Raw genomic sequence first — 26,218 nt, 5'->3', positions numbered from 1 at the left:
GGCTGAATATCGATCTGTATCTGTAGGAGCCCGCTTGCGGGTAGCCAAAGGCTCGCGAGCATGCTCGCTCCTACAGGGAGAGGTCCTGGAAACCCTAGCCGGGATCGCGGAAGTCCGGATGGAAATTCGCGGGTACGGCCACGCTGATCGAGTCGCGCGTGGCGATATCAATCCCCTCGCTGGCGACCTCGGCGAGAAAGTCGATCTGCTCCGGGGTAATCACATACGGTGGCAGGAAATACACCACGCTACCCAGCGGCCGCAGCAGCGCGCCGCGTTCCAGAGCGTGCTGGAAAACCTTCAGTCCGCGGCGCTCCTGCCAGGGATAGGCGGTCTTGCTGGCCTTGTCCTGGACCATTTCAATGGCCAAGACCATGCCGGTCTGGCGGACTTCCGCAACGTGGGGGTGATCCACCAGATGGGCCGTGGAGCTGGCCATGCGCTGAGCCAGTGCCTGGTTGTTTTCAATGACCCGGTCCTGCTCGAAGATATCCAGCGTCGCCAGGGCTGCGGCGCAGGCCAGGGGATTGCCGGTGTAGCTGTGCGAGTGCAGGAACGCGCGCAGTGTGGGGTAATCATCGTAGAACGCGCTGTAGACATCCTCGGTGGTCACGCAGGCGGCCAATGGCAGATAGCCGCCGGTCAGTGCCTTCGATAGGCAGAGGAAGTCCGGGCGGATGCCGGCCTGCTCGCAGGCGAACATCGTGCCGGTGCGGCCAAAACCCACGGCAATTTCATCGTGGATCAGGTGGACGCCATAGCGGTCGCAGGCTTCGCGCAGCAACTTGAGGTAGACCGGGTGGTACATGCGCATGCCGCCGGCACCCTGGATCAGTGGCTCGACAATCACCGCAGCGACCGTGGCATGGTGCTCGGCTAGGGTCTGTTCCATCGCCGCGAACATCATGCGCGAGTGTTCTTCCCAGCTCATGCCGTCGGGGCGCAGGTAGCAGTCCGGGCTCGGTACCTTGATGGTGTCGAGCAGCAGCGCCTTGTAGGTCTCGGTAAACAAGGGCACATCGCCAACCGACATCGCGGCCATGGTTTCGCCGTGATAGCTGTTGGTCAGGGTGACAAAGCGCTTCTTGTTTGGCTGGCCACGGTTGAGCCAGTAGTGAAAGCTCATTTTCAGCGCGACTTCGATGCAAGACGATCCGTTATCGGCGTAGAAGCATCGAGTCAGCCCCTCGGGGGTGAGCTTGACCAGGCGTTCGGACAGCTCGATGACCGGTTGATGGCTGAAGCCGGCAAGGATCACGTGCTCGAGCTGGTCGACCTGATCCTTGATGCGCTGGTTGATCCGCGGGTTGGCGTGGCCAAAGACATTGACCCACCAGGAACTGACGGCATCGAGATAGCGTTTGCCCTCGAAGTCCTCCAGCCAGACGCCTTCGCCGCGCTTGATCGGGATCAGGGGCAGTTGCTCGTGGTCTTTCATCTGGGTGCAGGGGTGCCACAGCACCGCGAGATCGCGTTGCATCCACTGGTCATTCAGGCCCATTTCGCTCTCCTGGTGGCCGTTCGCGCCGGGCGCGGGCAAACAATCGCGCAAGCCTATGCAATGCCCTCGTCTGCCACAACCCATTGTGTGATTTAGGCTACATTCAATTGGCCGATGGGCGCCGCTGGCAGGGCTCTGTGGGCTGGCGTATCCTTCGCGATTCTTTGAGTATTCGGGCTCTAAAATCCGAAACTTCCTCGCTTCAATTCGGAGTTCGCTGAATGTCTGCTGGTTGGCTGCGCGCCTGTGCGCTGATGGTGATGGGGCTGTTCAGCGTTGCGGCGCTGGGGCAGGACAAACAACCGACGGCAATCGTCATCGGGGGCGGGCTTTCCGGACTGACGGCAGCCTATGAGCTGCAGACCAAAGGCTGGCAGGTCACCCTGCTGGAGGCCAAGCCAAGCCTGGGCGGCCGTTCGGGGCTGGCGACCAGTGAGTGGATCGGCAATGGCAAGACCCAACCGGTGCTCAATCACTATATCAACACGTTCAAGCTGGGCGTCTCGCCGGCGCCCGAGTTTGTTCGCAGCCCGGGTTACCTGATCGATGGCGAGTATTTCAGTGCCGCCGACCTGGCGACCAAACAACCGGCTACGGCCGAAGCGCTCAAGCGTTATGAGAAGACCCTGGACGATCTGGCGGCGTCTATCGATGACCCGCTGAATCCGGCGGCGACCAGCACGCTGTTCGCACTGGACCAGATCAACGTCTCCAACTGGCTGGACAAGCTGCAATTGCCGCCCACTGCACGCCAGTTGATCAGTCAGCAGATTCGTACCCGGTACGACGAGCCTTCGCGTCTGTCACTGCTCTACTTCGCACAGCAGAGTCGGGTGTATCGCAATATCTCGGACCGCGACCAGCGCGCTGCGCGCCTGCTGGGCGGTAGCCCGGTATTGGCCCAGGCGTTCGTCAAGCAACTGAAAGTCATCAAGACCGGCTCGCCGGTGTCGGCGATTATCCAGGACAAAGACAGCGTGACCGTCAAGGTCGGCGCCGTGGGTTATCAGGCCAACTACGTCGTACTGGCTGTGCCGCTGCGGGCGCTGAACAAGATCCAGTTCACCCCCGCACTTGATGCCCAGCACCTGGCGGCCATCAAGAACACTAACTACGGCTGGCGCGACCAGTTGATGCTGAAGTTCAAGACCCCGGTCTGGGAAAGCCGGGCGCGAATGTCGGGCGAGATCTACAGCAATACCGGCCTGGGCATGATGTGGATCGAGCCGGCGCTCAAGGGGGGCGCCAATGTGGTGGTCAACCTGTCGGGTGACAATGCGCGCCTGTTGCAAAGCTTTGGCGACAAGCAGATGGTTGATCAGGTGCTGATTCGCATGCACGCCTTTTATCCACAGGCGCGTGGTGCCTTTACCGGCTACGAGATCCGCCGCTACAGCACTGACCCTTCGACCGGCGGGGCTTACCTGGCATTCGGTCCAGGACAGATCAGCAAGTTCTGGCGTTTGTGGGAGCGTCCGGTGCAGCGCGTGGCCTTTGCTGGCGAGCATACCGACGCCCTGTATCCGGGGACCCTGGAAGGCGCACTGCGCACTGGGCAGCGTGCAGCCAGCCAGGTCCAGGATCTGGCGGCGGGCAAGTCCTTCGATCCCGCCAAGGCTGTGCCGGTAGCCGCTGGCGCGGCGGCCGCAGCAGGCGCGGCGAAAGCGGATAAGCCCGGGTTCTTCTCGCGTTTGTTCGGTGGTTCGGACAAGGCCGTCGCGCCTGCTCCAGCCCCTGCGGCTCCTGCTCCAGCCCCGGTGGCCCCGGTCGTAGCGCCGGTTGCTCCTGTGGCGCCAGTGGCGGCGCCGGTGAAGGCCGAGCCGGTCAAGAAAGCGCCGGTCAAGCCAGCGGCTGCGGTGAAGAAGCCGGTCGCCAAGACCAAGGCCGAGGCTGCGAAAAAGGTTCCGGCCAAGCCCGCTCCGGCGAAGAAAGCACCGGTCAAGAAGGCCGAGCCGGCCAAAGCGCCCGCTGCCAAGGCGCAGTAACTCCCTCCAGGGCGCGGCTTTGTGCCGCGCCCGCTAGGGTCCTCCCCGGGGCACATGCCCCCGTTCTGGGAGTACCATCCTCAGTCGATGGCCGCTCGTGGGCTGATCTCGAAGCCGTGTGCAGCGCGTTGCACAATACGCCTGTTAATATTTTCTTAACCCGTTCGTTTCAGACTATTGATCGTATTTCTCGATATTTCAAAGCGAATTTTTTCGCTTTTATTCGATAGGTAACGAGATAGTCTGGCTCCAGTTCTCACAGGATGTTTTTTCATGCAGCTTCGAAACTCTTCTTCTCGCTATGGCCTGGTCAGCATTGTCCTGCACTGGGGTGTCGCGTTGGCGGTGTTTGGTTTGTTCGCGCTGGGTTTGTGGATGGTTGGGCTCGACTACTACAGCGCCTGGCGCAAGGATGCTCCCGACCTGCACAAGAGCATTGGCCTGACGTTGTTTGCCGTCATGCTATTGCGCCTGCTCTGGCGCTTTATCAGCCCGCCACCGCCGGCCCCGGCCAATCATGGGCAACTGACCCGCCTGGGCGCGAAGTTCGGTCACGCCTTCCTGTATATCGGTCTGTTTGTCCTGATGTTTTCCGGTTACCTGATCTCCACTGCTGATGGGGCGGGGATCCCAGTATTCAATCTGTTTGAAGTGCCGGCGCTGATCTCCGGTCTTCCCGACCAGGCGGATATTGCAGGCGAAGTACATTTTTATCTGGCCTGGGCATTGGTGATCTTTGCCGGTGTGCATGGCCTGGCAGCGTTGAAACACCACTTTATCGACCGTGATGCGACTTTGCTCCGTATGCTGGGTCGCAAAGCCTGATGCTCTCCCTCAACTCAAAAGGAATAGAACACATGTTGAAAAAGACTCTCGCCGCTCTGGCTATCGGTACCGCTCTGTTGTCGGCCGGTCAGGCGATGGCCGCGGACTACAAGATCGACAAGGAAGGCCAGCACGCTTTCGTCGAGTGGAAGATCAGCCACCTGGGCTACAGCTTCATCTACGGCACATTCAAGGATTGGGACGGTGCTTTCAGCTTTGATGCCAAGAAGCCTGAAGACAGCAAGATCAACGTTGAGCTGAACACCGCCAGCTTGTTCTCCAACCACGCCGAACGTGACAAGCACATTGCCAGCGCCGACTTCCTGGATGTGAAGAAGTATCCAAAAGCGACCTTCGTTTCCACCGCGGTCAAATCCACCGGCGAGAAAACCGCTGATGTGACCGGCGACCTGACGCTGCACGGCGTGACCAAGCCAGTCGTGTTCAAGGCGACCTTCAATGGCGAAGGCAAGGATCCATGGGGTGGCCAGCGCGCCGGCTTCAATGGCACCACCACGCTGCAACTGAACGATTTCGGCATCAAGGGCCCAGGTCCATCCTCCCAGACCCTGGACCTGAATGTTTCGTTTGAAGGTGTGCAAGTGAAGTAATGCCACGGCTGCGAGTATTCGCAGCCTGTTGCAGACAAACAAAAACGCCCCCGTTCGTGAGAACGGGGGCGTTTTTTATGGCGTCTGAAACTTAGCGATTGCGGGTCAGCAACGCCGGTTTCTCGCCACGCGGACGGCTTGGCAGTTGATCAAGCTGTTCCGGTGTCGGGAAACGATCGGTTTTCGACTCCTTGTGCATGATCTTCGGCTGATTGTCCCGTGGACCTTTTACCGCCGGTTCCTGACGTGCAGGCTGCTCATCACGGTTTGGGCGACGGTTACGCGAGTCTTCGCGGCGCGCCTGGCCATCACGTGGTGCGCCGTTGCGCTGGCCGGTACGCTTGGCTGGCGGGGTGCCAGTGCTGGCGCCATTGGCATTGCGCGGGCCGCCTTGACGTCCCTGGGGCTGAGCGCCACCGCTACGGGCTGGCGTCGCAGCGCCTTGACCTTGGCCACCTGGACGGCGGCCGCGGCCTTGGGTTTTGACCTGCTGCGGCACGTAGTCGACGCGGTTACCGAAGTTATCGATATCGTCGTCGAGGAACTCCTCGGGGTCACGATCAACTGCGCGTGGCGCGGGCTGACGTTGTTCGCGGGCCGGGGTGCCTTCGCGCGGTTTCTGCTCGCGGGCCGGGCGGTCGCCGCGAGCGGCTGCCGGTTTTTCCTTGCCCTTGTCTTTGCCCTTGTCCTTGCGCCCGCTACCGCCGCCACCGCCGTTTGGACCGTCGCCACGTGGACCGCGCGGGTTGCGAGGGTTACGGACATCGGGACGCTCGCGTACTTCAGGCTTTTCAGCTTCTACAGCGCTGGCATCGAAGCCCATCAGGTCGCCATCGGCGATTTTCTGCTTGGTCATGCGCTCGATGCTTTTCAGCAGTTTCTCTTCGTCCGGGGCAACCAGCGAGATCGCCTCGCCGGAGCGGCCCGCACGGCCGGTACGACCGATCCGGTGCACGTAGTCTTCGTCGACATTCGGCAGTTCGAAGTTGACCACGTGAGGGAGTTGGTCGATATCCAGGCCGCGAGCGGCGATATCGGTGGCGACCAGAATGCGGACATCACCGGCCTTGAAGTCGGCCAGGGCTTTGGTCCGGGCGTTCTGGCTCTTGTTGCCGTGGATGGCAACGGCGCTCAGGCCATGCTTGTCCAGGTACTCGGCCAGGCGGTTGGCGCCGTGCTTGGTTCGGGTAAAGACCAGGACCTGCTCCCACGCGCCGGCAGTGATCAGGTGCGCCAGCAGGGCACGCTTGTGGCTGGCAGGCAGGCGGAAGACGCGTTGTTCGATGCGCTCGACCGTGGTGTTCGGTGGCGTGACTTCAATGCGCTCGGGGTTGTGCAGCAGCTTGCCGGCCAGGTCGGTGATGTCCTTGGAGAACGTCGCCGAGAACAGCAGGTTCTGCCGTTTGGCGGGCAGGCGTGCGAGGACTTTCTTCACGTCATGGACAAAGCCCATGTCGAGCATGCGGTCCGCTTCGTCCAGCACGAGGATTTCCACGTGGGACAAATCGACGCTGCCTTGGCCAGCCAGGTCCAGCAGGCGACCCGGGCAGGCAACGAGCACGTCGACGCCGCGGGCCATGGCCTGGACCTGTGGATTCATGCCGACACCGCCGAAAATGCAGGCGCTGACAAATTTCAGGTCACGGGCATAGAGCTTGAAGCTCTCGTGAACCTGGGCGGCCAGTTCGCGGGTCGGGGTCAGGACCAGTACGCGGGGCTGGCGCGGGCCGTGACGCTGGGATTTGTCCGGGTGACCGTTGGGGAACAACCGCTCCAGAATCGGGAGGGCGAAGCCGCCGGTTTTACCAGTACCTGTCTGTGCCGCCACCATCAGGTCGCGACCTTGCAACACGGCGGGAATGGCCCGCTGTTGCACCGGAGTAGGCTGGGTATAGCCGGCGGCCTCGATGGCGCCGACTAAAGCCTCGGAGAGACCGAGGGAAGCAAAGGACATGAGTAATCCTGTTCTAGTTAGGGCGTTGCCCAATGGGATGTCTTGCCTGGCGCGAATCGCGTTTAAGGGGACGCAATCCCGTCCGGTCCTGCTGGCCTCGAAGGTTCATTCAAACCGCTCGCGCGGGCCGTGGGCGGCGCTGTCAGCGTGATTGGATGCCTTGTACAAGGTCGAGCGTCCGGGCGTGAGCCTGGCGGGAAGGCCGCAGTATAACAGAGCAATCAGCGCGCGCTGCTTTCCTGCTGCTCAACGGCGGTGTCGTGCTGGATACTTGTGGCCGCGCCCGTGTAGCGGGCGAGCAATCGCTCATAGGCCGGCTCGCTCTTGAAACGCTTGAGTTCGGCATTGAAACGTTGCAGCAGCAGGTCCATGCCGACGTTGCGGCGCAGCGCCAGGTACTGACCCTGGCGACTGATGACAAGGGCGTGCTGCTCGATCTGCCCGCGCAGGTGCAGTTGATCGAGCATGTATTGGCCCACTCGTCGATCGGTTATCAACAAGTCGATTCGCCCGCGCTGCAGCTTGCCAAAATTGGCCTCTTGCGTCGGCGCATCCTCGCGCAGGAACTGGGTCGAGCCGTTGAAGGCCGCGCTATAGATGTACCCGGGGGTGGTGCCGACACTCAGGCCGCGCAGGTCCTCAAGGCTGTGGACGGGGTGGGGATTGGCCTTGGCATAGAAGAGTACGAATTCGGCATCGGACAGTGCTTCATGGGGGTAGAACAGGGTGGAGGCGCGTTCCTGTGTACGAAAAATATCCAGAATACCGTCGGCGTGGCCCTGCTCCAGCATGGCCAGGCAGCGTTTCCAGGGGAGGAACTGCCACTCGATTTCAACGCCCAGCCGCTGGAATACTGCGGTCGTGGTTTCGTAGTCGAGGCCCTTGTTCTGACCGTTTTCCTGGTAGGCATAAGGTGCCCAGGGATCGGTGACGATGCGCAGCTTCTCGGCCCGAACCGCAAAGCTCAGGCAGAGGCAAATAAACGCGGTTAAAAGTCGGGCGGTAAGAGGCATTGCTGGAGGTTACGCTGGCAGGTATTGAAATAGCTAGCGGCTCTGGAATCAGTGCTGCAGGTGCTGCGTGCCGGCCAGGGGGCCTGTGCCGGCAGGCAACGTGAGGGTCAGCGTGGCAGCTTCAGATTGTTCCAGATCGCCAGGCTTGGCTCTGCCTGGTTCAAGGTGTAGAAGTGCAGCCCAGGTGCGCCGCCTTGTAGCAAGCTGTCGCACATTTCACTGATGACTTGCTCACCAAACGCCTGGATGCTCTGGCTATCGTCGCCATAGGCTTCCAGTTGTTTACGGATCCAGCGCGGGATTTCGGCGCCACACGCGTCAGAGAAGCGAGCGAGCTTGGTGTAGTTGGTGATTGGCATGATGCCCGGCACGATAGGGATTTCGACGCCCAGCGCGCGAACACGCTCGACGAAGTAAAAGTAGCTATCGGCGTTGAAGAAATACTGGGTGATCGCGCTGTCGGCGCCGGCCTTGGCTTTGTTGACGAAGTGGCGAAGATCGTCTTCGAAGTTATGCGCCTGGGGGTGCATTTCCGGGTAGGCGGCCACTTCGATGTGAAAGTGATCGCCGGTCTCTTCACGGATGAAGCTCACCAGGTCATTGGCGTAGCGCAGTTCGCCACTGGCCATGCCCATCCCGGACGGCAGGTCGCCACGCAGCGCGACGATACGGGTAATGCCTGCCTCAATGTATTGCTGCAGCAGGCCGCGCAGATCGGCTTTGCTGTCACCAACGCAGGACAGGTGCGGAGCAGCAGGGATTTTTACTTCGCTTTCCAGCTGCAGCACGGTATTGATCGTGCGGTCGCGGGTCGAGCCACCGGCACCGTAGGTGCAGGAGAAAAAATCGGGGTTGTAGCTGGCCAACTGGCGGGCAGTAGCGAGCAGTTTCTCATGACCGGCATCGGTCTTGGTTGGGAAGAACTCGAAACTGTAACGACGTTCTTGGGACATGGGGGAGTCTCCAGCGGCAAGCTCAGGGCTTCAAGCGGCAAGAGGAGCGCAGGTACACTCGCTCTTGCGTTTGGAGCCTGTAGCCTGAAGCTGCTTAAACGATTAGGACAAGTAACTGAAGTCGTCAGGCAAACCAGGGTTTTTGGCCCTTGCCTGACGCTTGCAGCCAGTCGCTTGCAGCTTACTTAGTAGCGATAAGCGTGCGGCTTGAACGGGCCTTCGACGGTAACGCCAATGTAGTCAGCCTGTTGTTTGGTCAACTGAGTGACCACGCCGCCGAAACCGCGAACCATTTCCAGGGCCACTTCTTCGTCGAGCTTCTTGGGCAGCACTTCAACAGTCAGGCGCTCGGCTTTCTGGGCAGGCGACAGATCGGCGAATTTCTGCTCGAACAGGAAGATCTGTGCCAGTACCTGGTTGGCGAATGAGCCATCCATGATGCGGCTTGGGTGACCGGTGGCGTTGCCCAGGTTTACCAGGCGGCCTTCGGCCAGCAGGATCAGGTAGTCGTCATTCTGTGCATCGAAAGCGCCTGGGCCGGTGCGGTGGATCTTGTGCACTTGTGGCTTCACTTCTTCCCATGCCCAGTTTTTGCGCATGAAAGCGGTGTCGATTTCATTGTCGAAGTGACCGATGTTGCACACCACGGCGCGCTTTTTCAGGGCGGCGAGCATGTTGGCATCGCACACATTGACGTTACCGGTGGTGGTCACGATCAGGTCGATCTTGCCCAGCAAGGCTTTGTCGATGCTGTCGGCGGTACCGGTGTTGATCCCGTCGATGAACGGCGAAACCAGTTCGAAACCGTCCATGCAGGCTTGCATGGCGCAGATCGGGTCGACTTCGGAAACCTTGACGATCATGCCTTCCTGGCGCAGCGATTGAGCTGAACCCTTGCCCACGTCACCGTAGCCGATCACCAGCGCTTGCTTACCGGACAGCAGGTGGTCGGTACCACGCTTGATCGCATCGTTCAGGCTGTGACGGCAGCCGTACTTGTTGTCGTTCTTGCTCTTGGTAACCGAGTCGTTGACGTTGACGGCCGGGATTTTCAGCTCGCCCTTGGCCAGCATTTCCAGCAGGCGGTGTACGCCCGTGGTGGTTTCTTCGGTAACGCCGTGGATCTTGTCCAGCATCGCCGGGTATTTCTTGTGGATGATCTCGGTCAGGTCGCCGCCGTCGTCGAGGATCATGTTGGCATCCCAAGGCTGGCCATCCTTGAGGATGGTTTGCTCGATGCACCACTCGTACTCTTCTTCGGTCTCGCCTTTCCAGGCGAACACCGGAATACCGGCGGCGGCAATGGCGGCGGCGGCCTGGTCCTGGGTGGAGAAAATGTTGCAGGACGACCAGCGCACTTCGGCACCCAGGGCAACCAGGGTTTCGATTAGCACGGCGGTTTGAATGGTCATGTGGATGCAGCCGATGATTTTCGCGCCCTTGAGCGGCTGCTCACCAGCGTACTTGCGACGCAGACCCATCAGGGCCGGCATTTCCGACTCGGCGATGATGGTTTCGCGACGGCCCCAGGCGGCCAGGGACATATCGGCGACTTTAAAGTCGTTAAAATCTGCGGGCGTGTTTACAGCGCTCATGAAGAGCCTCCATTCGTAGTGTGCGAATGGGCGCCGTTGTGCGTTTAGTGTCTGCCGGGCAAAGCCGGTGCAAACAACGCCCCATCCGAGCCTGACAGGTCTAGCCTGCTGCAGCGCCCCTCGGACAGGTGGCGGGAAAACGGTATCCAGAAAAGATGACCGTTTTGGAACGGTGGCGATTATAGCCGGGCTGGCGGGAGTTCCCAAGGCTTTCTATCGTGCGATGAGCGAACACTAATAGCGACCATAGTAGAAGCTCAATAGAGCTAAAGGAGTAGGTCTGCCATGATGACCGGCATTAATCGGCAAGACGGTCAGGAGTCAGCATGAATTTCCACACCCGCAAGTGGGTAAAACCCGAAGACCTCAACCCCAATGGCACGTTGTTCGGCGGCAGCCTGTTGCGCTGGATCGACGAAGAGGCGGCGATCTATGCGATTGTCCAGTTGGGCAACCAGCGCGTGGTGACCAAGTACATTTCCGAGATCAATTTTGTCAGCGCCTCGCGCCAGGGCGATATTATCGAGTTGGGCATCACGGCAACCGAGTTCGGCCGCACCTCGATCACGCTGACATGCGAAGTGCGCAACAAGATCACCCGCAAAAGCATTCTCACCGTCGAGAAGATGGTGTTCGTCAACCTGGGTGAGGACGGCTTGCCGGCGGCTCATGGCCGCACTGAAATCAGGTATGTGAAAGATCAGTTCAAGGACGACGAGGCCTGATTCCCCTCATGCCCCTGTAGCCGCGAGCGTGCTCGCGAGGTGGCGCAGCCGCCCGCTGCGCCATTGCAGGCTGGATCTGCCACCGCCTGCCCCAGGCACTGGGCACGGCGAGTGTCATCGAATTGGCATGATGGATCGGCACAATGGCCGATTTGACTGACGCGATGCAGGCAAGGAGTGGGCAGTGCTGGCGACGGCTCTGGTTCTGGTTGCAGCTTTGCTGCATGCCATCTGGAACACCCTGATCAAATTCAGCGGCGAACGCTTGCTGGTCGTCGCCTGCATGGACAGCGTCGCGCTGGTGTTCGTCGTGGCAATGCTCGGGTTCGTGGCATTGCCGCCTGCCGAGATATGGCCCTGGATCATGGCCTCGGCGTTTTTCGAGCTGCTCTATCGCTACTTGCTGATCAAGGCCTACCGGGTCGGTGATCTGGGGCTGGTCTATCCCCTGATGCGCGGGCTATCGCCATTGGTGGTCCTGGCGCTGACGCTGATCTTCGCCGGCGAAGTGCTCAGCCCCCAACAGATTGTTGGCATTGCCCTGATTCCCTGTGGGATGTTGTGCCTGCTCTGGCACGGCGGCGGGGGCGAACGGCTACCCTGGTCGATGCTGCCGGTAGTGGCGTTGATCGGGCTGTGTATCGGTTGCTACACCTATATCGACGGCCAGGCTTTGCGTCGCTGGCCCCACCCTCTGGATTTTCTGGTGTGGATCACGCTGATCAGTGCCTGGCCGTTTCCATTACTGGCCATCAGCCGCAAGCGTGCGGTATTTATGCAGTTCTGGCGCGAGCAGTGGCGATTGGGGTTTAGCGTCGGCTTCTGTGTTCTGTTCAGTTATGCGCTAGTGTTGTGGGCCATGCAGCTGGGCTCGATTGCCGAGGCGGCAGCATTGCGTGAGGTCAGCGTTATCCTGGTGGTCTTACTGGGTATGCGCTACCTGAAAGAACCTTTCGGCGGGCCCAGGCTCTTAGCCTGCGGGCTTGTGTTGATTGGCATGCTCATCATGAAATTCTAATTCCAATAAGGACTCCATCATGACGGTTGCTTTCTGGTGTGTGCTGATTGCTCTGTTTCTGCCCTATCTGTGTATTGGTATCGCCAAGTTCAGCGGCGGAAAGTTCGGCCTGCGGCAGAACCACGACCCGCGGGCGTTTCTCGCCACGCTGGACGGTTTCGCCAAGCGTGCACACAGCGCACAGCTCAATAGTTTTGAAGTGACACCCGCTTTCGCGGCGGCAGTGATCATTGCCCATATCGCCGGCAATGCCGAGCTGGTAACGATCAATGTGCTGGCCGTGCTGTTTATCACCAGCCGCCTGCTCTACATCATCTGTTATCTGGCGGACTGGGCGGTCCTGCGTTCGCTGGTCTGGTTTGTCGGTATGGCGCTGATTGTGAGTCTCTTTGTCGTCTCTGCCTGAAGCCGGCCAGGTGCACCTGACCGGGCTGGAATAGTCCCGGTCGGGTTTCATTGGTCCTGGTCAGCTACCGGTCGCCGGGGCATCCGGCAGGGCCAGGCCCTTGGGCCAGAGTAGCCAGATATTGCCCTTTTGCTTCATGTCGCCGGCCAGTGCGCCGGCAGCCTCACCCGTGCCCCAGAACAAATCTGCACGGACTTCTCCGGCAATGGCGCCGCCCGTATCTTGTGCGGCTACCGGGCGTACCAGGCTGCTGCCATCGGGACGGCTGGTGGCCAGCCAGACCAGACTGCCCAGAGGAACCACCTTGCGATCGACGGCCACGCTATAGCCAGCGCTCAGGGGCACATTCAGTGAGCCGCGCGGGCCCTCATTGCTGTCCGGGTTGCGGGTGAAGAACACATAGCTGGGGTTGCTGGCCAGCAGTTCCGGGATACGTGCCGGATGCGCCTTGGCCCAGGCGCTGATACTGCCCATGGTCACTGCGTCTTTCGTCAGTTCGCCCTGTTCCACCAGCCAGCGGCCGATAGGTCGGTAGGGATGGCCGTTCTGGTCGGCGTAGGCGATGCGCAGTTGCTGACCACTGTCCAAGCGAATTCTGCCTGAGCCCTGAATCTGTAGAAACTGCAGGTCCATCGGGTCGGTCAGCCAGGCCAGAACGGGGGCCGGTACCCCCTGGCTATTGATCTGCGCAGCCGTGTCGTAAGGTTTCAGGGTGCGGCCGTCAAGGCGGCCGCGCAGGCGTTTGCCCTTGAGCTCGGGGTAAATGCTGTCGAGGGCAACCACGATCATGTCCTCAGGAATCCCGTACACCGGCACTGACGCCTTGTCGGTGCGGGTCAGGCTGCCGGGATAGACTGGTTCGTAGTAGCCGGTGATCAGGCCGTCGGGGCTGCCGGAGGCGGAGCGCAGGCCGTAGACATCCAGGTTGGCCTGGAGAAAGCCGCGAATGGCCGAAGGGGTGAGCTCGACGGTGGCGGCCTTGCTGCAGGTCGCCGACCAGTTTGCATCGCTCTTCAGTCGGGTACAGGCGCTGCGCCAGGCGGTGAAACCTGCTTGCAGGTCTTCATCGGAAACGCTGGGCAGCGCCTGCCAGTCGGCCTTGAGATAAGTGGTGTGGGGGGCTTCCTGCGGTTTTCCGGTATCGCCACCGTTGCAGCCGGCGAGTAGCGCCATTGCGGGGAGGGCCCAGGCCAGGGCCAGTCGCCAGGGTTTACGGGGGTGATTCATGCACGCCATTCCTGTGTTCGGGGATTGCGCGGTCGTTAAGGGCGCTATCCATATATTCAATAGGGCTATTGGTCTTTGCGGGTGAGGCGAGGATACTGGCCGCCGATTTCCGTGACCTGAAGCCACCATGACTCTTAAAAGCTTTTCTGTTGTATTGCTGGCCTGCCTGACCCTATCCGCCTGCGGTGGGGTCGACCCGAACTCGCCGCTGGGACAGCGCAAGGCGATTTTCAAGCAGATGCTCAACACCGGTGAAGACCTGGGGGGCATGCTGCGGGGGCGGATTCCATTCGACGGTGCGCGCTTTGCTGAAGGCGCGGTCAAGCTTGATGCCTTGTCCCACGAGCCGTGGAAGCACTTCCCTCAGGTCAAGGAAGAAGACCATACCAGCGCGACCTCTGATGTCTGGCAGAAGCAGGCCCTGTTTCAATCGATGGCCCGGGATCTGGAAGCGGCCACCGGTGAATTGGTGATCGCCAGCCAGATCCAGCCCTACAAGGTCAGCAATCTGGGGCCGGCGGTGCAGAAGGTCGAAGATGCCTGTCAGGCTTGCCACAAGCAATTTCGCAACCACTAGGCCGGCGCGCCAGTTGCGGTTGGCGCGCGGGTTCCTTATTTGTCCAGCGCGTCGAGGGCTTCCTGCAGCTCCTTGCGTGATTCGGCGAGCTTGTCTTTGCGTTTGTTGATTTTCTCGGCGTCGCCTTTTTTCATGGCTTTTTCCAGATCGGCCTGGCGGCGGCTGACTTCATGGCGAGCATCGAGCACTTTGTTTTCGCGTTCCTTCTTGAGGCCGGCATCGGTGCAATGAGCCGTCACTTCAGCCAGGGCCCTTTCCAGGCCGGCTTGCTGTCCAGCGTTGCCGTGGGCCTTGGCTTGTTCAATCTGGGCGCTGATTTCTGCGCGCTTGGCAGCGCAGCCGGTCAATGTCGGTTGTTCTTCAGCGGCAAGGAGCGGGGCCGCGAACAGGCTGCAAACGCTGAACAGGATGAATGGTGAGAGAAATTTCATAAAAGCTCCAGTGAAAGGTCGCTATGTAATCGCGTTGTGGTTTCGGCCTGTCGAGGGCCAAAATCGAGCGGTACCGTGGCATTAAAAGCCATCAATCCCGGCATTACCTAATTGTTCACTCAAGGCGACGACCTGCGGGTGGCGGAAGAATGCACTCAGTCGAGCGGCGCGTTCCGGGCCTATTCCCGCTTCGGTCTGCCATTGTTCGCAACTGCGCGGGGCCAGTAGCTTCCAGGTCGCGGTGGACGAAACATCGACCCCGGCGGGAAGGCCCAGGGCCTTGATCCAGTCGGAGAATGGTCGCTGCCGAGCCAGTTGCAAGCTTTCCAGCAATCGAGCACTGCGCTTTGGTCCAAACCCAGCAATGTTAGCAAGCTCTGCGCTGTCGAGGGTCAACCAATCGAGCAGAGTATTGATTTGACCTGTTTCCACCAGGCGCTTCCAGGTGCCGGGGCCGATATGCGGCAGGGCCAGGCCTTGTTTGCTGCTCAGTCCATTGAGGCGTGCAAGAAACTGGCTCTCGCAGCCAGGGGTGGGCTGCCAGCAGCTTAGCGGATGGTAGTCAGCCGGGTTAGGCGCCTTGACTTCCACCCGCTCGCTGCTGCGCCAAACCACACTGTCCAAGCGTGGGATGGTCATGCCGGCCAGGCGGATTGCGATCTGGTCGCCGGGGCGGATATCCAGCGTCTGCCAGCGGGCGAGGGAGCCTAGGCTGATACGAGTGATACGTCGGTCGTCCAGGCGTACGGGAAGCAGTTCGAGTACCGGAGTGATTCGACCGCTGCGGCCGATGGTGAAGTGGACTTTGCGCACCTCGGCCAGTGCTTGGGTATGCGGATATTTCCAGGCCGCGCTCCAGTGGGCACGCCCAACTTGCCAGCGCTCGGCCGCTGGCTGTCGGCTGTGGTGCAGGACCACCCCGTCGCTGGCGAATGGCAGTGGCTGGCGAAACCATTTCTCGCGCCACGTTTTGGCTTGTTGGTAGTTGGTAACGGGCTGGCTGTAGCGGATGCTGTCGCTGAAACCCAGGGCGGCCAGCTTTTCCAAACGCTGGGGGAGTTCGGCGGGGCCTTGCGGCCAGCTCCAGACGAACAGGCCGATCCCGCCGGCCTGCTCGGGGTCTAGCCGATGTCGGGCCAGCAGGCCGGCGACCTTGCTGCGCGCATTGAGCCCTCCGGCACTGGCTTGTACATGATCAGGCAGGCGCCAATAGAGTTCGCCCTGTACCAGCAGGTCCAGCGGTTGCGGCAGTTGCGCAGGAATGGCCTTGATCAGGCGAGCATTGTTCGTCCAGTTCTGACCCTGCATGCCGTCCCCCCGGCTGATGGCCTGGTGCAGCATGCCCTGGCGATAGATCAGCGTGACGGCTACGCCATCGACCTTGGGTTGTATCCAGACATCCTGGCGATGTTTGAGCCAGTCTTGTACGGCAACGTCGTCGAGCTTCGCCAGGCCGGTATGGGCGACCGGGTGGGCGAGTGTCCCGCGGGCGCTGCGCAGTGCGCTGTTGCGCGGAGAAATGCCAGGGTTGAGACAGCGCTGCCAGTGTTCGAGGCGCGCCATGCTCTGGTCATAGAGTTCGTCCGCCACCAGCGAGATACCCAGACGGTGGTAGCTGTCGTCCCAGAGGGCGATTCGCTGCGCCAGGCGGTTTATCTCGTCGGTTGTTGCGGCGCTCTGGGTGGGGCACTGCCCGGCCATTGCTGGTAGGCATAAGCCCAGTAACAGCACTGCATAAATAGTCGACATGATGAGCATCCTTGCTAGGCTGGAGCTTTGAAGACTAGATCAGCACCGCCACAAAAAAGCCCCGCTGAGGCGGGGCTTTCTTTCGGCGTGTTACGACTTAGTTCAGCAGGCCACCGAGGGCTTTCATGCCTTTCTCTTCGAGCTTGGCCTGTTTACCTTCAGCGGCTTCAGCTCCCTGGGTCGATTCGGCGGCTTTCTCGCCCACTTTCTTGCAGCCTTTTTCAGCTTGGTCCTGCGCAGCTTTCAGAGCTTTGACCTTAAGGTCTTCGCCGTTGGCCTTGGCTGCGTCGATTTTGCCCTGCAGTTCCTGGACCTGCTTGTCGCAGTCACCGGCAACGCCGCTCAATTTCGACGTCAGGCCGCCGGTCAGTGCACCCAGGTCAGCGGCTTGGGCCGACAGGGAGAACAAGGCGAACAGTACGGCGGTAGGGGCGAGAGTGGAAAAACGCATGACAAACCTCAATGTTCGATTGCGGGCACGCAAAGGGCTTCCGAGCGGGCGCCGCGCAATATCCAGATGGGAGAGGGGGCTCGGGAGGGCGCGAATTCTAGGCGGCGGCCGATGATGGCGCAAGGCCTGCTCTAGAGCAGCGGGCAGAAAAAAGCCCCCCATGACTAACCATGGAGGGCTCGGATGTCGCGGGGGGGCTTACAGGCCGGCGGCGGCGCGCAGGGCGTCCACGCGGTCGGTACGCTCCCAGGTGAACGTGGTGAAGGTGTCGTCACCCACGGTCTTGACCTGTGGTGTGCGGCCAAAGTGACCGTAGGCGGCGGTTTCCTGATACATCGGGTGCAGCAGGTCGAGCATGGTGGTGATTGCGTACGGACGCAGGTCGAAGATTTCACGCACCAGCTTGATGATCTTGTCGTCGGACAGTTTGCCGGTACCGAAGGTATTCAACGAGATCGAGGTCGGCTGAGCGACGCCGATAGCGTAGGAAACCTGAATTTCGCAGCGCTCGGCCAGGCCGGCAGCAACGATGTTCTTGGCGACATAACGACCGGCATAGGCTGCGGAACGGTCAACCTTGGATGGGTCTTTGCCGGAGAACGCGCCGCCGCCGTGGCGGGCCATACCGCCGTAGGTGTCGACGATGATCTTGCGGCCGGTCAGGCCGCAGTCGCCCACCGGGCCACCGATGATGAAGTTGCCGGTCGGGTTGATGTGGAACTGGGTGTCCTTGGTCAGCAGCTCGGCAGGCAGCACGTGCTTGACGATCAGCTCCATCACGCCTTCGCGCAGGTCTTTGTAGGAGACTTCTGGGTTGTGCTGGGTCGACAGTACAACTGCGTCGATCCCGACGACCTTGCCATTTTCATAGCGGCAAGTGACCTGGGACTTGGCGTCCGGGCGCAGCCACGGCAGCAGGCCGGACTTGCGGGCTTCGGCCTGGCGCTCTACCAAACGGTGGGAGAAGCAGATCGGTGCAGGCATCAGCACGTCGGTTTCGTTGCTGGCGTAGCCGAACATCAGGCCCTGGTCGCCAGCGCCCTGGTCTTCTGGCTTGCTGCGGTCAACGCCCTGGGCAATGTCTACCGATTGCTTGCCAATGATGTTCATGACTGCGCAGGTCGCGCCGTCGAAGCCAACGTCGGAACTGTTGTAGCCGATGTCGATGATGACGTTAAGAACGATATCTTCCAGATCGACCCAGGCCGAAGTGGTCACTTCACCCGCAATGATCGCAACACCGGTCTTGACCATGGTTTCGCACGCGACACGGGCGTACTTGTCTTCGGTGATGATGGCGTCCAGCACCGCATCGGAAATCTGGTCGGCGATCTTGTCCGGGTGCCCTTCGGACACGGACTCGGAGGTGAAAACGGAATATTCGCTCATTTCGATGGTTTTCCTGAGTTACCGATGGTGGGTGGTGTCAGACGGTCGCTGAAAATGGCGAACCTGAATCTGAAAACCATTGCGTAAGCCTATGTAAAGGCTGTCCTCGGGTACGAGCCCCGCAGCTATGGCCCAACGGGCCAGGTCGTCCTGTTCAAACCCCAGCCAGAGATCGCCGCAGGCCTCCCTGGCCCAGCTCTGGTTGTGGCTACATAACTCTGTTATCAGCACGCTGCCGCCGGGCTTTAGCCGGTTGGCCATTTGCTGGATGGCATCGGCTGGTGCGGCGAAATGATGCAGGACCATATTCACCACGACGCAGTCGACCTCCAAGCTGTGTTCATGCAGCGCATCGGCCAGGCGCAGGCTGACATTGGCCAGGGCTTCGCGTTCGCAGACCTGACGGGCCAGCTCAAGCATGGCCGGGCTGTTGTCGAACGCCCAGACCTGTTTGAAACGCTGTGCCAGGTCAGGCAGAAAGCTGCCATCGCCAGGGCCTATTTCAAGGGCGCTGGCGTCGACATTGAAGTTCAATTTGTCGAGCAGTGCCAATACGCTATCGCGGTACTGCGGCAAGCCGGCGATCAAATCTTGTTGCGCCCGAAATTTTTCAGCCGTACGTGAGAAGAAGTCTTGGCTGGCACTGGAGCGCTGCCGGTGTACTTGTGCGATACGTGCCTGGACGTCGAGCGGCAGCCCCAGCCCATCGGCTTCATCCAGTAGGGCAGCATGCAGCCTGCCGCCTCGTTGTTCGGTATGGGGCAGGGCGCGACGATAGAAAATCGCATTGCCTTCACGGCGCGTCGCCAGCAGTTCGGCCTGGGCCAGTACCTTAAGATGATGGCTCATGCCCGACTGGCCCATGGCGAAGATTTGCGCCAGTTCCAGCACGCCAAACGAATCGTTGGCCAGTGCGCGCAGTACATTCAGGCGCAGCGGATCACCGCCGGCCTTGCACAGGGCCGCCAGCTCGTCGGCGTCATGATGACGAATGGAGGGCGCACGTTGATTCATAGGGCCAGCAGTCTAATGGCGCCTTTAGGGGGTCGCAAGGGCAATATCAAAAAGTTTTGATATTGCGGGATGGGTGGTGTCCCACGCTAGATCCGGCATGTGCTGATGCGGTTGATTGAGAATTACTCTGCAGATCATGGGCAAATCCACAGGAAAAAAACCACCGAGCGACTATCTGTCATTGCCCCAAGGCAGTCCCTGAGGGAAAATGCTCGCCTTTTTTGCGTTTCATTCTATTTAAAGCCCCAGGAGATCAGCGATGCCCAGCCGTCGTGAGCGTGCCAACGCCATTCGTGCCCTCAGCATGGATGCCGTGCAAAAAGCCAACAGCGGCCACCCCGGTGCCCCCATGGGTATGGCGGATATTGCCGAGGTGCTGTGGCGTGACTACCTGAAGCACAACCCGAGCAATCCGTCCTTCGCCGACCGTGACCGTTTCATCCTGTCCAACGGCCATGGCTCGATGCTGATCTATTCGTTGCTGCATCTGACCGGCTACGACCTGTCGATCGATGATCTGAAAAGCTTCCGCCAACTGCACAGCCGTACCCCGGGTCACCCGGAATTCGGTTACACCCCGGGCGTGGAAACCACCACTGGTCCGTTGGGCCAGGGCCTGGCCAATGCCGTGGGCTTCGCCCTGGCGGAAAAGGTCCTGGGCGCGCAGTTCAACCGTCCGGGGCACAATGTTGTCGATCACCACACTTATGTGTTCCTCGGTGACGGCTGCATGATGGAAGGCATTTCCCATGAAGTCAGCTCACTGGCCGGTACGCTGGGTCTGGGCAAGCTGATTGCCTTCTACGATGACAACGGCATTTCCATCGATGGTGAAGTGGAAGGCTGGTTCACCGATGACACGCCCAAGCGTTTCGAAGCCTACAACTGGCAGGTGATTCGCAATGTCGACGGCCATGATCCGGAAGAGATCAAGACGGCCATCGAAACCGCGCGCAAGAGCGAGCAGCCGACCCTGATCTGCTGCAAGACGACTATCGGTTTCGGTTCGCCCAACAAACAGGGCAAGGAAGACTGCCACGGCGCGCCACTGGGTGCCGAGGAAATCGCCCTGACCCGCGCCGCGCTGAACTGGAACCACGGTCCGTTCGAAATCCCGGCGGATATCTACGCCGAGTGGGACGCCAAGGAGGCCGGTCGCGCCGCCGAAGCCGAGTGGGACCAACGTTTCGCGGCCTACTCCGCTGAATTCCCCGAGCTGGCCAATGAGCTGGTCCGTCGTCTGAGCGGTGATCTGCCGGCTGACTTCTCCGAGAAAGCCGCTGCCTATATCGCTGAAGTCGCGGCCAAGGGCGAAACCATCGCCAGCCGTAAAGCCAGCCAGAACACCCTGAACGCTTTCGGCCCGCTGCTGCCGGAACTGTTGGGCGGTTCTGCCGACCTGGCCGGTTCCAACCTGACTCTGTGGAAAGGTTGCAAAGGCGTCAGCGCTGAAGATGCCAGCGGCAACTATATGTACTACGGCGTTCGCGAGTTCGGCATGAGCGCGATCATGAACGGCGTTGCCCTGCACGGCGGCCTGGTGCCATACGGTGCGACCTTCCTGATGTTCATGGAATACGCGCGCAACGCCGTGCGCATGTCCGCACTGATGAAGCAGCGCGTGCTGTATGTCTTCACCCACGACTCCATCGGTCTGGGCGAAGACGGCCCGACCCACCAGCCGATCGAGCAACTGGCCAGCCTGCGCTGCACGCCGAACCTCGATACCTGGCGTCCGGCCGATGCCGTGGAGTCGGCGGTGTCCTGGAAGTTCGCCCTGGAGCGCAAGGACGGCCCTTCGGCGCTGATCTTCTCGCGTCAGAACCTGCCGCACCAAACCCGTGATGCCGGCCAGGTGGCCGATATCGCCCGTGGCGGCTATGTCCTCAAGGATTGCGCCGGTGAGCCGGAACTGATCCTGATCGCCACCGGTTCGGAAGTGGGCCTGGCCGTTCAAGCCTTCGACAAGCTCACCGAGCAGGGCCGCAAGGTTCGTGTGGTGTCGATGCCATGCACCAGCGTGTTCGATGCCCAGGACGCCGGCTACAAGCAATCGGTCCTGCCGTTGCAAGTCAGCGCTCGTATCGCCATCGAAGCTGCGCATGCGGACTACTGGTACAAGTACGTGGGCCTGGAAGGCCGCGTGATCGGCATGACCACTTACGGTGAGTCGGCGCCGGCGCCAGCGTTGTTCGAAGAATTCGGTTTCACCCTGGACAATATCCTGGGTCAGGCCGAAGAGCTGCTGGAAGACTAAGCACGCACCGCGTGCGTCCCTTTCGCGAGCGAGCTCGCTTCTACAGGATTGAATGAGATCCTTGTAGGGGCGAGCTTGTTCGCGATGGGGGTCATCCCAGGCCATTTAGATGCTGCTGTTTTGCCCAGCGAGAATCCTATGCCTCAATCGCGTCCCTACAAAGTTGCACTCAACGGCTATGGCCGCATTGGTCGTTGCGTCTTGCGTGCGCTGTTCGAGCGAGGGGACAAGGCGGGCTTCGAGATTGTCGCACTCAACGATCTGGCCGACCTGGCCAGCCTTGAATACCTGACACGCTTTGACTCCACCCACGGTCGCTTTCCCGGCGATGTGCGGGTCGACGGCGATTGTCTGCATATCAATGGGCATTGCGTGAAGGTACTGCGCAGTGCCACCCCGGAAGGCATCGACTGGGCTGCCCTCGATGTCGATCTGGTGCTGGAATGTTCCGGTGCCTATAACACCCGCGAGGACGGCGAGCGCTTTTTGGCGGCCGGCGCGCCACGGGTGCTGTTTTCCCAGCCGATGGCCAGCGAGGCGGATGTCGACGCGACCGTCGTCTATGGCGTCAACCAGGATTGCCTGAGCGGTGAGGAGTTGCTGGTGTCCAATGCGTCCTGCACGACCAATTGCGGTGTGCCGCTGTTGCGTCTGCTGGATCGGACCATCGGCCTGGAGTACGTCTCGATCACCACCATCCACTCGGCGATGAATGATCAGCCGGTGATCGATGCCTATCACCATGAAGACTTGCGCCGCACCCGTTCGGCCTTCCAGTCGGTCATTCCGGTTTCCACCGGGCTGGCCCGAGGCATCGAGCGACTGCTGCCGGAACTTGCCGGCCGAATCCAGGCCAAAGCCGTACGCGTGCCGACGGTGAATGTCTCCTGCCTGGATATCACCCTGCAGACCTCCACCGACACCAATGCCGAAGAAGTCAACCGGATCCTGCGCGAGGCGGCCACCAGCGGCCCGCTCAAGGGGCTGCTGGCCTACACCGAGTTGCCCCACGCCAGTTGTGATTTCAACCACGACCCTCATTCGGCCATTGTCGATGCCAGCCAGACCCGTGTTTCCGGCCCCCGGCTGGTGAACCTGCTGGCCTGGTTCGACAACGAATGGGGGTTTGCCAACCGAATGCTGGATGTTGCAGAACACTATCTGCACACCATTCATCACAAACCGTAAACCAGAGATTGCGACCCATGACCGTGTTGAAGATGACCGACCTCGATTTGCAAGGTAAGCGCGTACTGATCCGCGAAGACCTCAACGTCCCGGTCAAGGACGGTGTTGTCACCAGCGACGCCCGCATCCTTGCTTCGCTGCCGACCATCAAGCTGGCCCTGGAAAAAGGCGCGGCGGTAATGGTCTGCTCGCACCTGGGCCGTCCGACCGAAGGCGAGTTCTCGGCCGAGAACAGCCTTAAGCCGGTGGCTGACTACCTGAGCAAGGCCCTGGGCCGTGCTGTGCCACTGGTGGCCGATTATCTGGACGGTGTCGAGATCAAGGCTGGCGACGTGGTGCTGTTCGAGAACGTGCGCTTCAACAAGGGCGAGAAAAAGAATGCCGATGAGCTGGCCCATCAATACGCCGCCCTGTGCGATGTGTTTGTGATGGACGCTTTTGGCACTGCGCACCGTGCCGAGGGCTCGACCCACGGCGTGGCGAAATTCGCCAAGGTCGCGGCCGCCGGCCCGCTGCTGGCTGCTGAACTGGATGCGCTGGGCAAGGCCCTGGGCGCGCCGGCCAAGCCGATGGCGGCCATCGTGGCCGGCTCCAAGGTGTCGACCAAACTCGACGTGCTCAATAGCCTGAGCCAGATCTGCGATCAACTGATCGTCGGCGGCGGCATTGCCAACACCTTCCTGGCAGCCGCCGGGCATAAGGTAGGCAAGTCGCTGTACGAGCCTGATCTGCTCGATACCGCGCGCGCCATTGCGGCGAAAGTCAGCGTGCCGTTGCCGGTCGATGTGGTCGTGGCCAAGGAGTTTGCTGAAAGCGCGGTCGCGACCATCAAGTTGATCGCCGACGTTGCCGACGACGACATGATCCTGGATATCGGTCCGCAGACGGCGGCGCACTTCGCCGAGTTACTCAAGTCCTCGAAGACCATTCTGTGGAACGGTCCGGTCGGCGTGTTTGAATTCGATCAATTTGGCGAGGGCACCAAGACCCTGGCCAAGGCGATTGCCGATAGCTCGGCGTTCTCCATCGCTGGCGGTGGCGACACCCTGGCGGCCATCGATAAATATGGTGTTGGCGCCCAGATCTCCTACATTTCCACCGGCGGTGGCGCTTTCCTCGAATTCGTCGAAGGCAAGGTCCTGCCTGCGGTGCAAGTGCTGGAAAGCCGCGCCAACGCCTGAATCGGCAAGGGAGTCTGCACATGTTCAAGCCATTGCCGTTGTTGATCCTTGCTGGCCTGCTGGTCGGTTGCGCGGGCTCACCATCGGCGCCTTCGGACGCGCCAGCGGCCGAGGCGTCGGGGCATGGTTGCGCCCAGGCCGACTGGCAGGCGGAAACAGCGCCGGTGATCAACAAACGTTCGGGCCCCGAGGGGCTGGACAAATACGAGTCGCCGGCGAAAACCCAGGAACATGGCTGCCCCTGATGGGTCAGACTCAATAGCTCGCAGTGCTTGCGGCCGGGTGCCGCAAGCCGAGGAAGATAGATGAAAGGCTTGATTGCCCTGGCGTCACTCACCCTGCTGGGTGGTTGCGCGATGCTGCAGGCGCCCGCGCCCGTGGCGGATAACTGGACGCGCTGGGTCTGCGACAGCCAGGCCGAAGTGCTCTGGCGCTACGCCGATACGACGCAGCAGGCAGTGGATGTACGCCTGGGTGGCGGTGATCAGGTCTATCGCCTGAAAGCCGAGCCCGGTGCGTCCGGTGCGCTGTACAGCGACAACGTGCTGGCGTTTCACACCAAAGGTGAGGAGGGCCTGCTGTACTGGGTGGCCACTGACGATTTGATCGGCCGGGGCTGTAAAGCGCCCGCCAAGCCGTAGGCGCGAGCACGCTCACACCTGCGGGGTTTAACCCATGCCGGAGCGGGGGATTGCCCCCGATCCGCAAAAACTTGAATAGCAGCCGCCGCTCCGGCAGGCTTGCACGATTAACGACCCTCTACCGGGAGAAACACACACAATGGCACTTATCAGCATGCGCCAGATGCTGGACCACGCAGCCGAATACGGCTACGGCGTTCCAGCTTTCAACGTCAACAACCTTGAGCAGATGCGCGCCATCATGGAAGCCGCTGACAAGACTGACTCCCCGGTGATCGTCCAGGCCAGCGCCGGTGCGCGTAAATACGCCGGCGCCCCGTTTCTGCGTCACCTGATCCTCGCCGCGATCGAAGAATTCCCCCATATCCCGGTGTGCATGCACCAGGACCACGGCACTAGCCCGGATGTCTGCCAGCGCTCGATCCAACTGGGCTTCAGCTCGGTGATGATGGACGGATCGCTGGGTGAAGACGGCAAGACCCCGACCGACTACGAGTACAACGTTCGTGTGACCCAGCAGACCGTCGCCATGGCTCATGCCTGTGGCGTGTCGGTTGAAGGTGAGCTGGGCTGCCTGGGTTCCCTGGAAACCGGCATGGCCGGTGAAGAAGACGGTATCGGCGCCGAGGGCATCCTCGACCACAGCCAGATGCTGACCGACCCGGAAGAAGCGGCCGACTTCGTCAAGAAGACCCAGGTCGATGCCCTGGCCATCGCCATCGGTACCAGTCACGGCGCCTACAAGTTCACCAAGCCGCCTACCGGCGACGTGCTGGCGATCGATCGGATCAAAGAGATCCACAAGCGCATCCCCAACACCCACCTGGTCATGCACGGTTCTTCCTCGGTGCCGCAGGAATGGCTCGCGATCATCAACCAGTATGGCGGTGACATCAAGGAAACCTACGGCGTGCCGGTAGAAGAAATTGTCGAAGGCATCAAGTACGGCGTACGCAAGGTCAATATTGACACCGACTTGCGCCTGGCCTCGACCGGCGCCATGCGCCGTCTGATGGCGACCAATCCGAGCGAGTTCGACCCGCGCAAATTCTTCGGTGCCACTGTGACCGCCATGCGTGATGTCTGCATCGCTCGTTATGAAGCCTTCGGTACCGCCGGCAACGCCTCGAAAATCAAGCCGATCTCCCTCGAAGCGATGTTCCAGCGCTACCTCAAGGGTGAGCTGAACGCCAAGGTCAACTAAGCCCTTGCACCCGACAAGAAACCCGCCGAAAGGCGGGTTTCTTGTTTCAGCCCAAGGGTTGCCTGGCGACCCGGATCTGGCCGCCTGGAGTTGCCCCGGATTGCACAGCGCTTGTGGTCGTCGGCCACGCAGCAAGGCAAGGCCGAGGCTTCAATTCAGTTGGACAGTCGCTGGGAATTGCCGATTGATTGGCGCCAAGCAAATGCCGAAAAGGTGCGGTTTTACGCCTGTTCGCGACCGTTAGTCGGTTTGGCCCGGCTTTACCTGCATGATGGCGTTTCGATTACTACTCTGGCATTAATCCAGATGTGGAGTAAGGCTAT

24 protein-coding genes and 1 riboswitch are annotated in these 26,218 nt (G+C 60.8%); of the genes, 13 read left to right on the top strand and 11 right to left on the bottom strand.

Annotation, left to right across the window (positions count from 1 at the left end):
* Window positions 1–94: 94 nt before the first annotated feature.
* Window positions 95–1,501, bottom strand: coding sequence for an adenosylmethionine--8-amino-7-oxononanoate transaminase (locus tag NPS46_RS08900; protein ID WP_274106295.1), 1,407 nt, complete (start codon window positions 1,499–1,501; stop codon window positions 95–97).
* A gap of 221 nt (window positions 1,502–1,722) precedes the next feature.
* On the opposite strand from NPS46_RS08900, the gene NPS46_RS08895 reads away from it, so the two are divergent.
* From NPS46_RS08895 to NPS46_RS08885, 3 genes are all read left to right on the top strand, one after another.
* Window positions 1,723–3,486: a flavin monoamine oxidase family protein gene (locus NPS46_RS08895; protein WP_274106293.1), complete on the top strand. Its 1,764-nt coding sequence runs from the start codon at window positions 1,723–1,725 to the stop codon at window positions 3,484–3,486.
* Window positions 3,487–3,759: 273 nt separating this feature from the next.
* Entirely contained in the window at window positions 3,760–4,311 is a 552-nt protein-coding gene (locus NPS46_RS08890) for a cytochrome b (RefSeq protein ID WP_274106292.1), read from the top strand.
* A 32-nt stretch (window positions 4,312–4,343) separates the two neighbouring features.
* Window positions 4,344–4,922: a YceI family protein gene (locus NPS46_RS08885; protein WP_274106291.1), complete on the top strand. Its 579-nt coding sequence runs from the start codon at window positions 4,344–4,346 to the stop codon at window positions 4,920–4,922.
* 91 nt (window positions 4,923–5,013) lie between these two features.
* On the opposite strand, the gene NPS46_RS08880 is transcribed toward NPS46_RS08885, so the two are convergent.
* The 4 genes from NPS46_RS08880 to ahcY all read right to left on the bottom strand — a co-directional run bounded on the left by NPS46_RS08880 (window position 5,014) and on the right by ahcY (window position 10,437).
* A complete protein-coding gene (locus NPS46_RS08880) occupies window positions 5,014–6,876 on the bottom strand; it encodes a DEAD/DEAH box helicase (protein WP_274106290.1) in 1,863 nt (620 codons plus the stop codon).
* A 221-nt stretch (window positions 6,877–7,097) separates the two neighbouring features.
* Complete coding sequence (locus tag NPS46_RS08875; RefSeq protein WP_274106288.1) at window positions 7,098–7,889, bottom strand: substrate-binding periplasmic protein; 792 nt, start codon at window positions 7,887–7,889, stop codon at window positions 7,098–7,100.
* 107 nt (window positions 7,890–7,996) lie between these two features.
* Window positions 7,997–8,842, bottom strand: a complete 846-nt coding sequence (gene metF, locus NPS46_RS08870) for a methylenetetrahydrofolate reductase [NAD(P)H] (protein ID WP_274106286.1) — start codon at window positions 8,840–8,842, stop codon at window positions 7,997–7,999.
* Window positions 8,843–9,027: 185 nt separating this feature from the next.
* On the bottom strand, window positions 9,028–10,437 hold the full coding sequence (gene ahcY / locus NPS46_RS08865; protein ID WP_274106284.1) for an adenosylhomocysteinase: 1,410 nt from the start codon (window positions 10,435–10,437) through the stop codon (window positions 9,028–9,030).
* A 21-nt stretch (window positions 10,438–10,458) separates the two neighbouring features.
* Window positions 10,459–10,565, bottom strand: a riboswitch (S-adenosyl-L-homocysteine riboswitch).
* Between the two features lie 198 nt (window positions 10,566–10,763).
* On the opposite strand from ahcY, the gene NPS46_RS08860 reads away from it, so the two are divergent.
* The 3 genes from NPS46_RS08860 (at window position 10,764) to NPS46_RS08850 (ending at window position 12,586) form a co-directional block, all read left to right on the top strand.
* A complete protein-coding gene (locus NPS46_RS08860; protein ID WP_274106282.1) occupies window positions 10,764–11,162 on the top strand; it encodes an acyl-CoA thioesterase in 399 nt (132 codons plus the stop codon).
* A 184-nt stretch (window positions 11,163–11,346) separates the two neighbouring features.
* Window positions 11,347–12,180, top strand: coding sequence for a DMT family transporter (locus tag NPS46_RS08855; RefSeq protein ID WP_274106260.1), 834 nt, complete (start codon window positions 11,347–11,349; stop codon window positions 12,178–12,180).
* Between the two features lie 19 nt (window positions 12,181–12,199).
* Complete coding sequence (locus NPS46_RS08850) at window positions 12,200–12,586, top strand: MAPEG family protein (protein ID WP_274106258.1); 387 nt, start codon at window positions 12,200–12,202, stop codon at window positions 12,584–12,586.
* Window positions 12,587–12,646: 60 nt separating this feature from the next.
* On the opposite strand, the gene mltA is transcribed toward NPS46_RS08850, so the two are convergent.
* Window positions 12,647–13,813 (bottom strand): murein transglycosylase A, encoded by a 1,167-nt coding sequence (mltA, locus tag NPS46_RS08845; protein WP_274106256.1) that lies wholly within the window; start codon window positions 13,811–13,813, stop codon window positions 12,647–12,649.
* 127 nt (window positions 13,814–13,940) lie between these two features.
* Between mltA and NPS46_RS08840 the strand changes: the two genes are divergently transcribed.
* Window positions 13,941–14,390: a c-type cytochrome gene (locus tag NPS46_RS08840; protein ID WP_274106254.1), complete on the top strand. Its 450-nt coding sequence runs from the start codon at window positions 13,941–13,943 to the stop codon at window positions 14,388–14,390.
* Between the two features lie 35 nt (window positions 14,391–14,425).
* On the opposite strand, the gene NPS46_RS08835 is transcribed toward NPS46_RS08840, so the two are convergent.
* From NPS46_RS08835 to NPS46_RS08815, 5 genes are all read right to left on the bottom strand, one after another.
* A complete protein-coding gene (locus tag NPS46_RS08835) occupies window positions 14,426–14,821 on the bottom strand; it encodes a DUF1090 domain-containing protein (RefSeq protein WP_274106252.1) in 396 nt (131 codons plus the stop codon).
* 81 nt (window positions 14,822–14,902) lie between these two features.
* A complete protein-coding gene (ligB, locus tag NPS46_RS08830; RefSeq protein WP_274106250.1) occupies window positions 14,903–16,579 on the bottom strand; it encodes an NAD-dependent DNA ligase LigB in 1,677 nt (558 codons plus the stop codon).
* An 88-nt stretch (window positions 16,580–16,667) separates the two neighbouring features.
* Window positions 16,668–17,021: a hypothetical protein gene (locus tag NPS46_RS08825; protein WP_274106248.1), complete on the bottom strand. Its 354-nt coding sequence runs from the start codon at window positions 17,019–17,021 to the stop codon at window positions 16,668–16,670.
* 198 nt (window positions 17,022–17,219) lie between these two features.
* Window positions 17,220–18,410, bottom strand: a complete 1,191-nt coding sequence (gene metK, locus NPS46_RS08820; protein ID WP_274106246.1) for a methionine adenosyltransferase — start codon at window positions 18,408–18,410, stop codon at window positions 17,220–17,222.
* An 18-nt stretch (window positions 18,411–18,428) separates the two neighbouring features.
* Window positions 18,429–19,424 carry an ArsR/SmtB family transcription factor gene (locus NPS46_RS08815; protein WP_274106244.1) on the bottom strand — a complete coding sequence of 332 codons (996 nt, stop codon included), beginning with the start codon at window positions 19,422–19,424 and terminating at the stop codon, window positions 18,429–18,431.
* Window positions 19,425–19,683: 259 nt separating this feature from the next.
* Here NPS46_RS08815 and tkt point away from each other — a divergent pair, with 259 nt between their 5' ends.
* The 6 genes from tkt (at window position 19,684) to fba (ending at window position 25,895) form a co-directional block, all read left to right on the top strand.
* Entirely contained in the window at window positions 19,684–21,681 is a 1,998-nt protein-coding gene (gene tkt, locus NPS46_RS08810; protein WP_274106242.1) for a transketolase, read from the top strand.
* Between the two features lie 138 nt (window positions 21,682–21,819).
* Window positions 21,820–22,869 (top strand): erythrose-4-phosphate dehydrogenase, encoded by a 1,050-nt coding sequence (gene epd, locus NPS46_RS08805; RefSeq protein ID WP_274106240.1) that lies wholly within the window; start codon window positions 21,820–21,822, stop codon window positions 22,867–22,869.
* Window positions 22,870–22,886: 17 nt separating this feature from the next.
* Complete coding sequence (locus NPS46_RS08800) at window positions 22,887–24,050, top strand: phosphoglycerate kinase (protein ID WP_274106238.1); 1,164 nt, start codon at window positions 22,887–22,889, stop codon at window positions 24,048–24,050.
* A gap of 20 nt (window positions 24,051–24,070) precedes the next feature.
* Window positions 24,071–24,295, top strand: a complete 225-nt coding sequence (locus NPS46_RS08795; protein ID WP_274106236.1) for a hypothetical protein — start codon at window positions 24,071–24,073, stop codon at window positions 24,293–24,295.
* 60 nt (window positions 24,296–24,355) lie between these two features.
* Window positions 24,356–24,691: an MliC family protein gene (locus NPS46_RS08790; RefSeq protein ID WP_274106234.1), complete on the top strand. Its 336-nt coding sequence runs from the start codon at window positions 24,356–24,358 to the stop codon at window positions 24,689–24,691.
* 139 nt (window positions 24,692–24,830) lie between these two features.
* Window positions 24,831–25,895, top strand: coding sequence for a class II fructose-bisphosphate aldolase (fba, locus tag NPS46_RS08785; RefSeq protein WP_274106232.1), 1,065 nt, complete (start codon window positions 24,831–24,833; stop codon window positions 25,893–25,895).
* Window positions 25,896–26,218: the final 323 nt, after the last annotated feature.

The organism is Pseudomonas putida (assembly GCF_028682395.1).
Taxonomy (GTDB): Bacteria; Pseudomonadota; Gammaproteobacteria; order Pseudomonadales; family Pseudomonadaceae; genus Aquipseudomonas; species Aquipseudomonas putida_AB.
This window is presented reverse-complemented; position numbering and strand designations above follow the sequence as displayed.

Excerpts from the sequence above, each read along its gene's own strand:
- NPS46_RS08795 (WP_274106236.1), top strand. The coding sequence starts at position 24,071 with ATGTTCAAGCCATTGCCGTTGTTGATCCTTGCTGGCCTGCTGGTCGGT.
- fba (WP_274106232.1), top strand. The coding sequence starts at position 24,831 with ATGGCACTTATCAGCATGCGCCAGATGCTGGACCACGCAGCCGAATAC.
- NPS46_RS08885 (WP_274106291.1), top strand. The coding sequence starts at position 4,344 with ATGTTGAAAAAGACTCTCGCCGCTCTGGCTATCGGTACCGCTCTGTTG.
- mltA (WP_274106256.1), bottom strand. The coding sequence starts at position 13,813 with ATGAATCACCCCCGTAAACCCTGGCGACTGGCCCTGGCCTGGGCCCTC.
- metF (WP_274106286.1), bottom strand. The coding sequence starts at position 8,842 with ATGTCCCAAGAACGTCGTTACAGTTTCGAGTTCTTCCCAACCAAGACC.
- NPS46_RS08790 (WP_274106234.1), top strand. The coding sequence starts at position 24,356 with ATGAAAGGCTTGATTGCCCTGGCGTCACTCACCCTGCTGGGTGGTTGC.
- NPS46_RS08825 (WP_274106248.1), bottom strand. The coding sequence starts at position 17,021 with ATGCGTTTTTCCACTCTCGCCCCTACCGCCGTACTGTTCGCCTTGTTC.
- NPS46_RS08840 (WP_274106254.1), top strand. The coding sequence starts at position 13,941 with ATGACTCTTAAAAGCTTTTCTGTTGTATTGCTGGCCTGCCTGACCCTA.
- metK (WP_274106246.1), bottom strand. The coding sequence starts at position 18,410 with ATGAGCGAATATTCCGTTTTCACCTCCGAGTCCGTGTCCGAAGGGCAC.
- NPS46_RS08900 (WP_274106295.1), bottom strand. The coding sequence starts at position 1,501 with ATGGGCCTGAATGACCAGTGGATGCAACGCGATCTCGCGGTGCTGTGG.
- NPS46_RS08860 (WP_274106282.1), top strand. The coding sequence starts at position 10,764 with ATGAATTTCCACACCCGCAAGTGGGTAAAACCCGAAGACCTCAACCCC.
- NPS46_RS08815 (WP_274106244.1), bottom strand. The coding sequence starts at position 19,424 with ATGAATCAACGTGCGCCCTCCATTCGTCATCATGACGCCGACGAGCTG.
- NPS46_RS08850 (WP_274106258.1), top strand. The coding sequence starts at position 12,200 with ATGACGGTTGCTTTCTGGTGTGTGCTGATTGCTCTGTTTCTGCCCTAT.
- ahcY (WP_274106284.1), bottom strand. The coding sequence starts at position 10,437 with ATGAGCGCTGTAAACACGCCCGCAGATTTTAACGACTTTAAAGTCGCC.
- NPS46_RS08890 (WP_274106292.1), top strand. The coding sequence starts at position 3,760 with ATGCAGCTTCGAAACTCTTCTTCTCGCTATGGCCTGGTCAGCATTGTC.
- NPS46_RS08875 (WP_274106288.1), bottom strand. The coding sequence starts at position 7,889 with ATGCCTCTTACCGCCCGACTTTTAACCGCGTTTATTTGCCTCTGCCTG.
- tkt (WP_274106242.1), top strand. The coding sequence starts at position 19,684 with ATGCCCAGCCGTCGTGAGCGTGCCAACGCCATTCGTGCCCTCAGCATG.
- NPS46_RS08880 (WP_274106290.1), bottom strand. The coding sequence starts at position 6,876 with ATGTCCTTTGCTTCCCTCGGTCTCTCCGAGGCTTTAGTCGGCGCCATC.
- NPS46_RS08835 (WP_274106252.1), bottom strand. The coding sequence starts at position 14,821 with ATGAAATTTCTCTCACCATTCATCCTGTTCAGCGTTTGCAGCCTGTTC.
- NPS46_RS08895 (WP_274106293.1), top strand. The coding sequence starts at position 1,723 with ATGTCTGCTGGTTGGCTGCGCGCCTGTGCGCTGATGGTGATGGGGCTG.
- epd (WP_274106240.1), top strand. The coding sequence starts at position 21,820 with ATGCCTCAATCGCGTCCCTACAAAGTTGCACTCAACGGCTATGGCCGC.
- ligB (WP_274106250.1), bottom strand. The coding sequence starts at position 16,579 with ATGCTCATCATGTCGACTATTTATGCAGTGCTGTTACTGGGCTTATGC.
- NPS46_RS08800 (WP_274106238.1), top strand. The coding sequence starts at position 22,887 with ATGACCGTGTTGAAGATGACCGACCTCGATTTGCAAGGTAAGCGCGTA.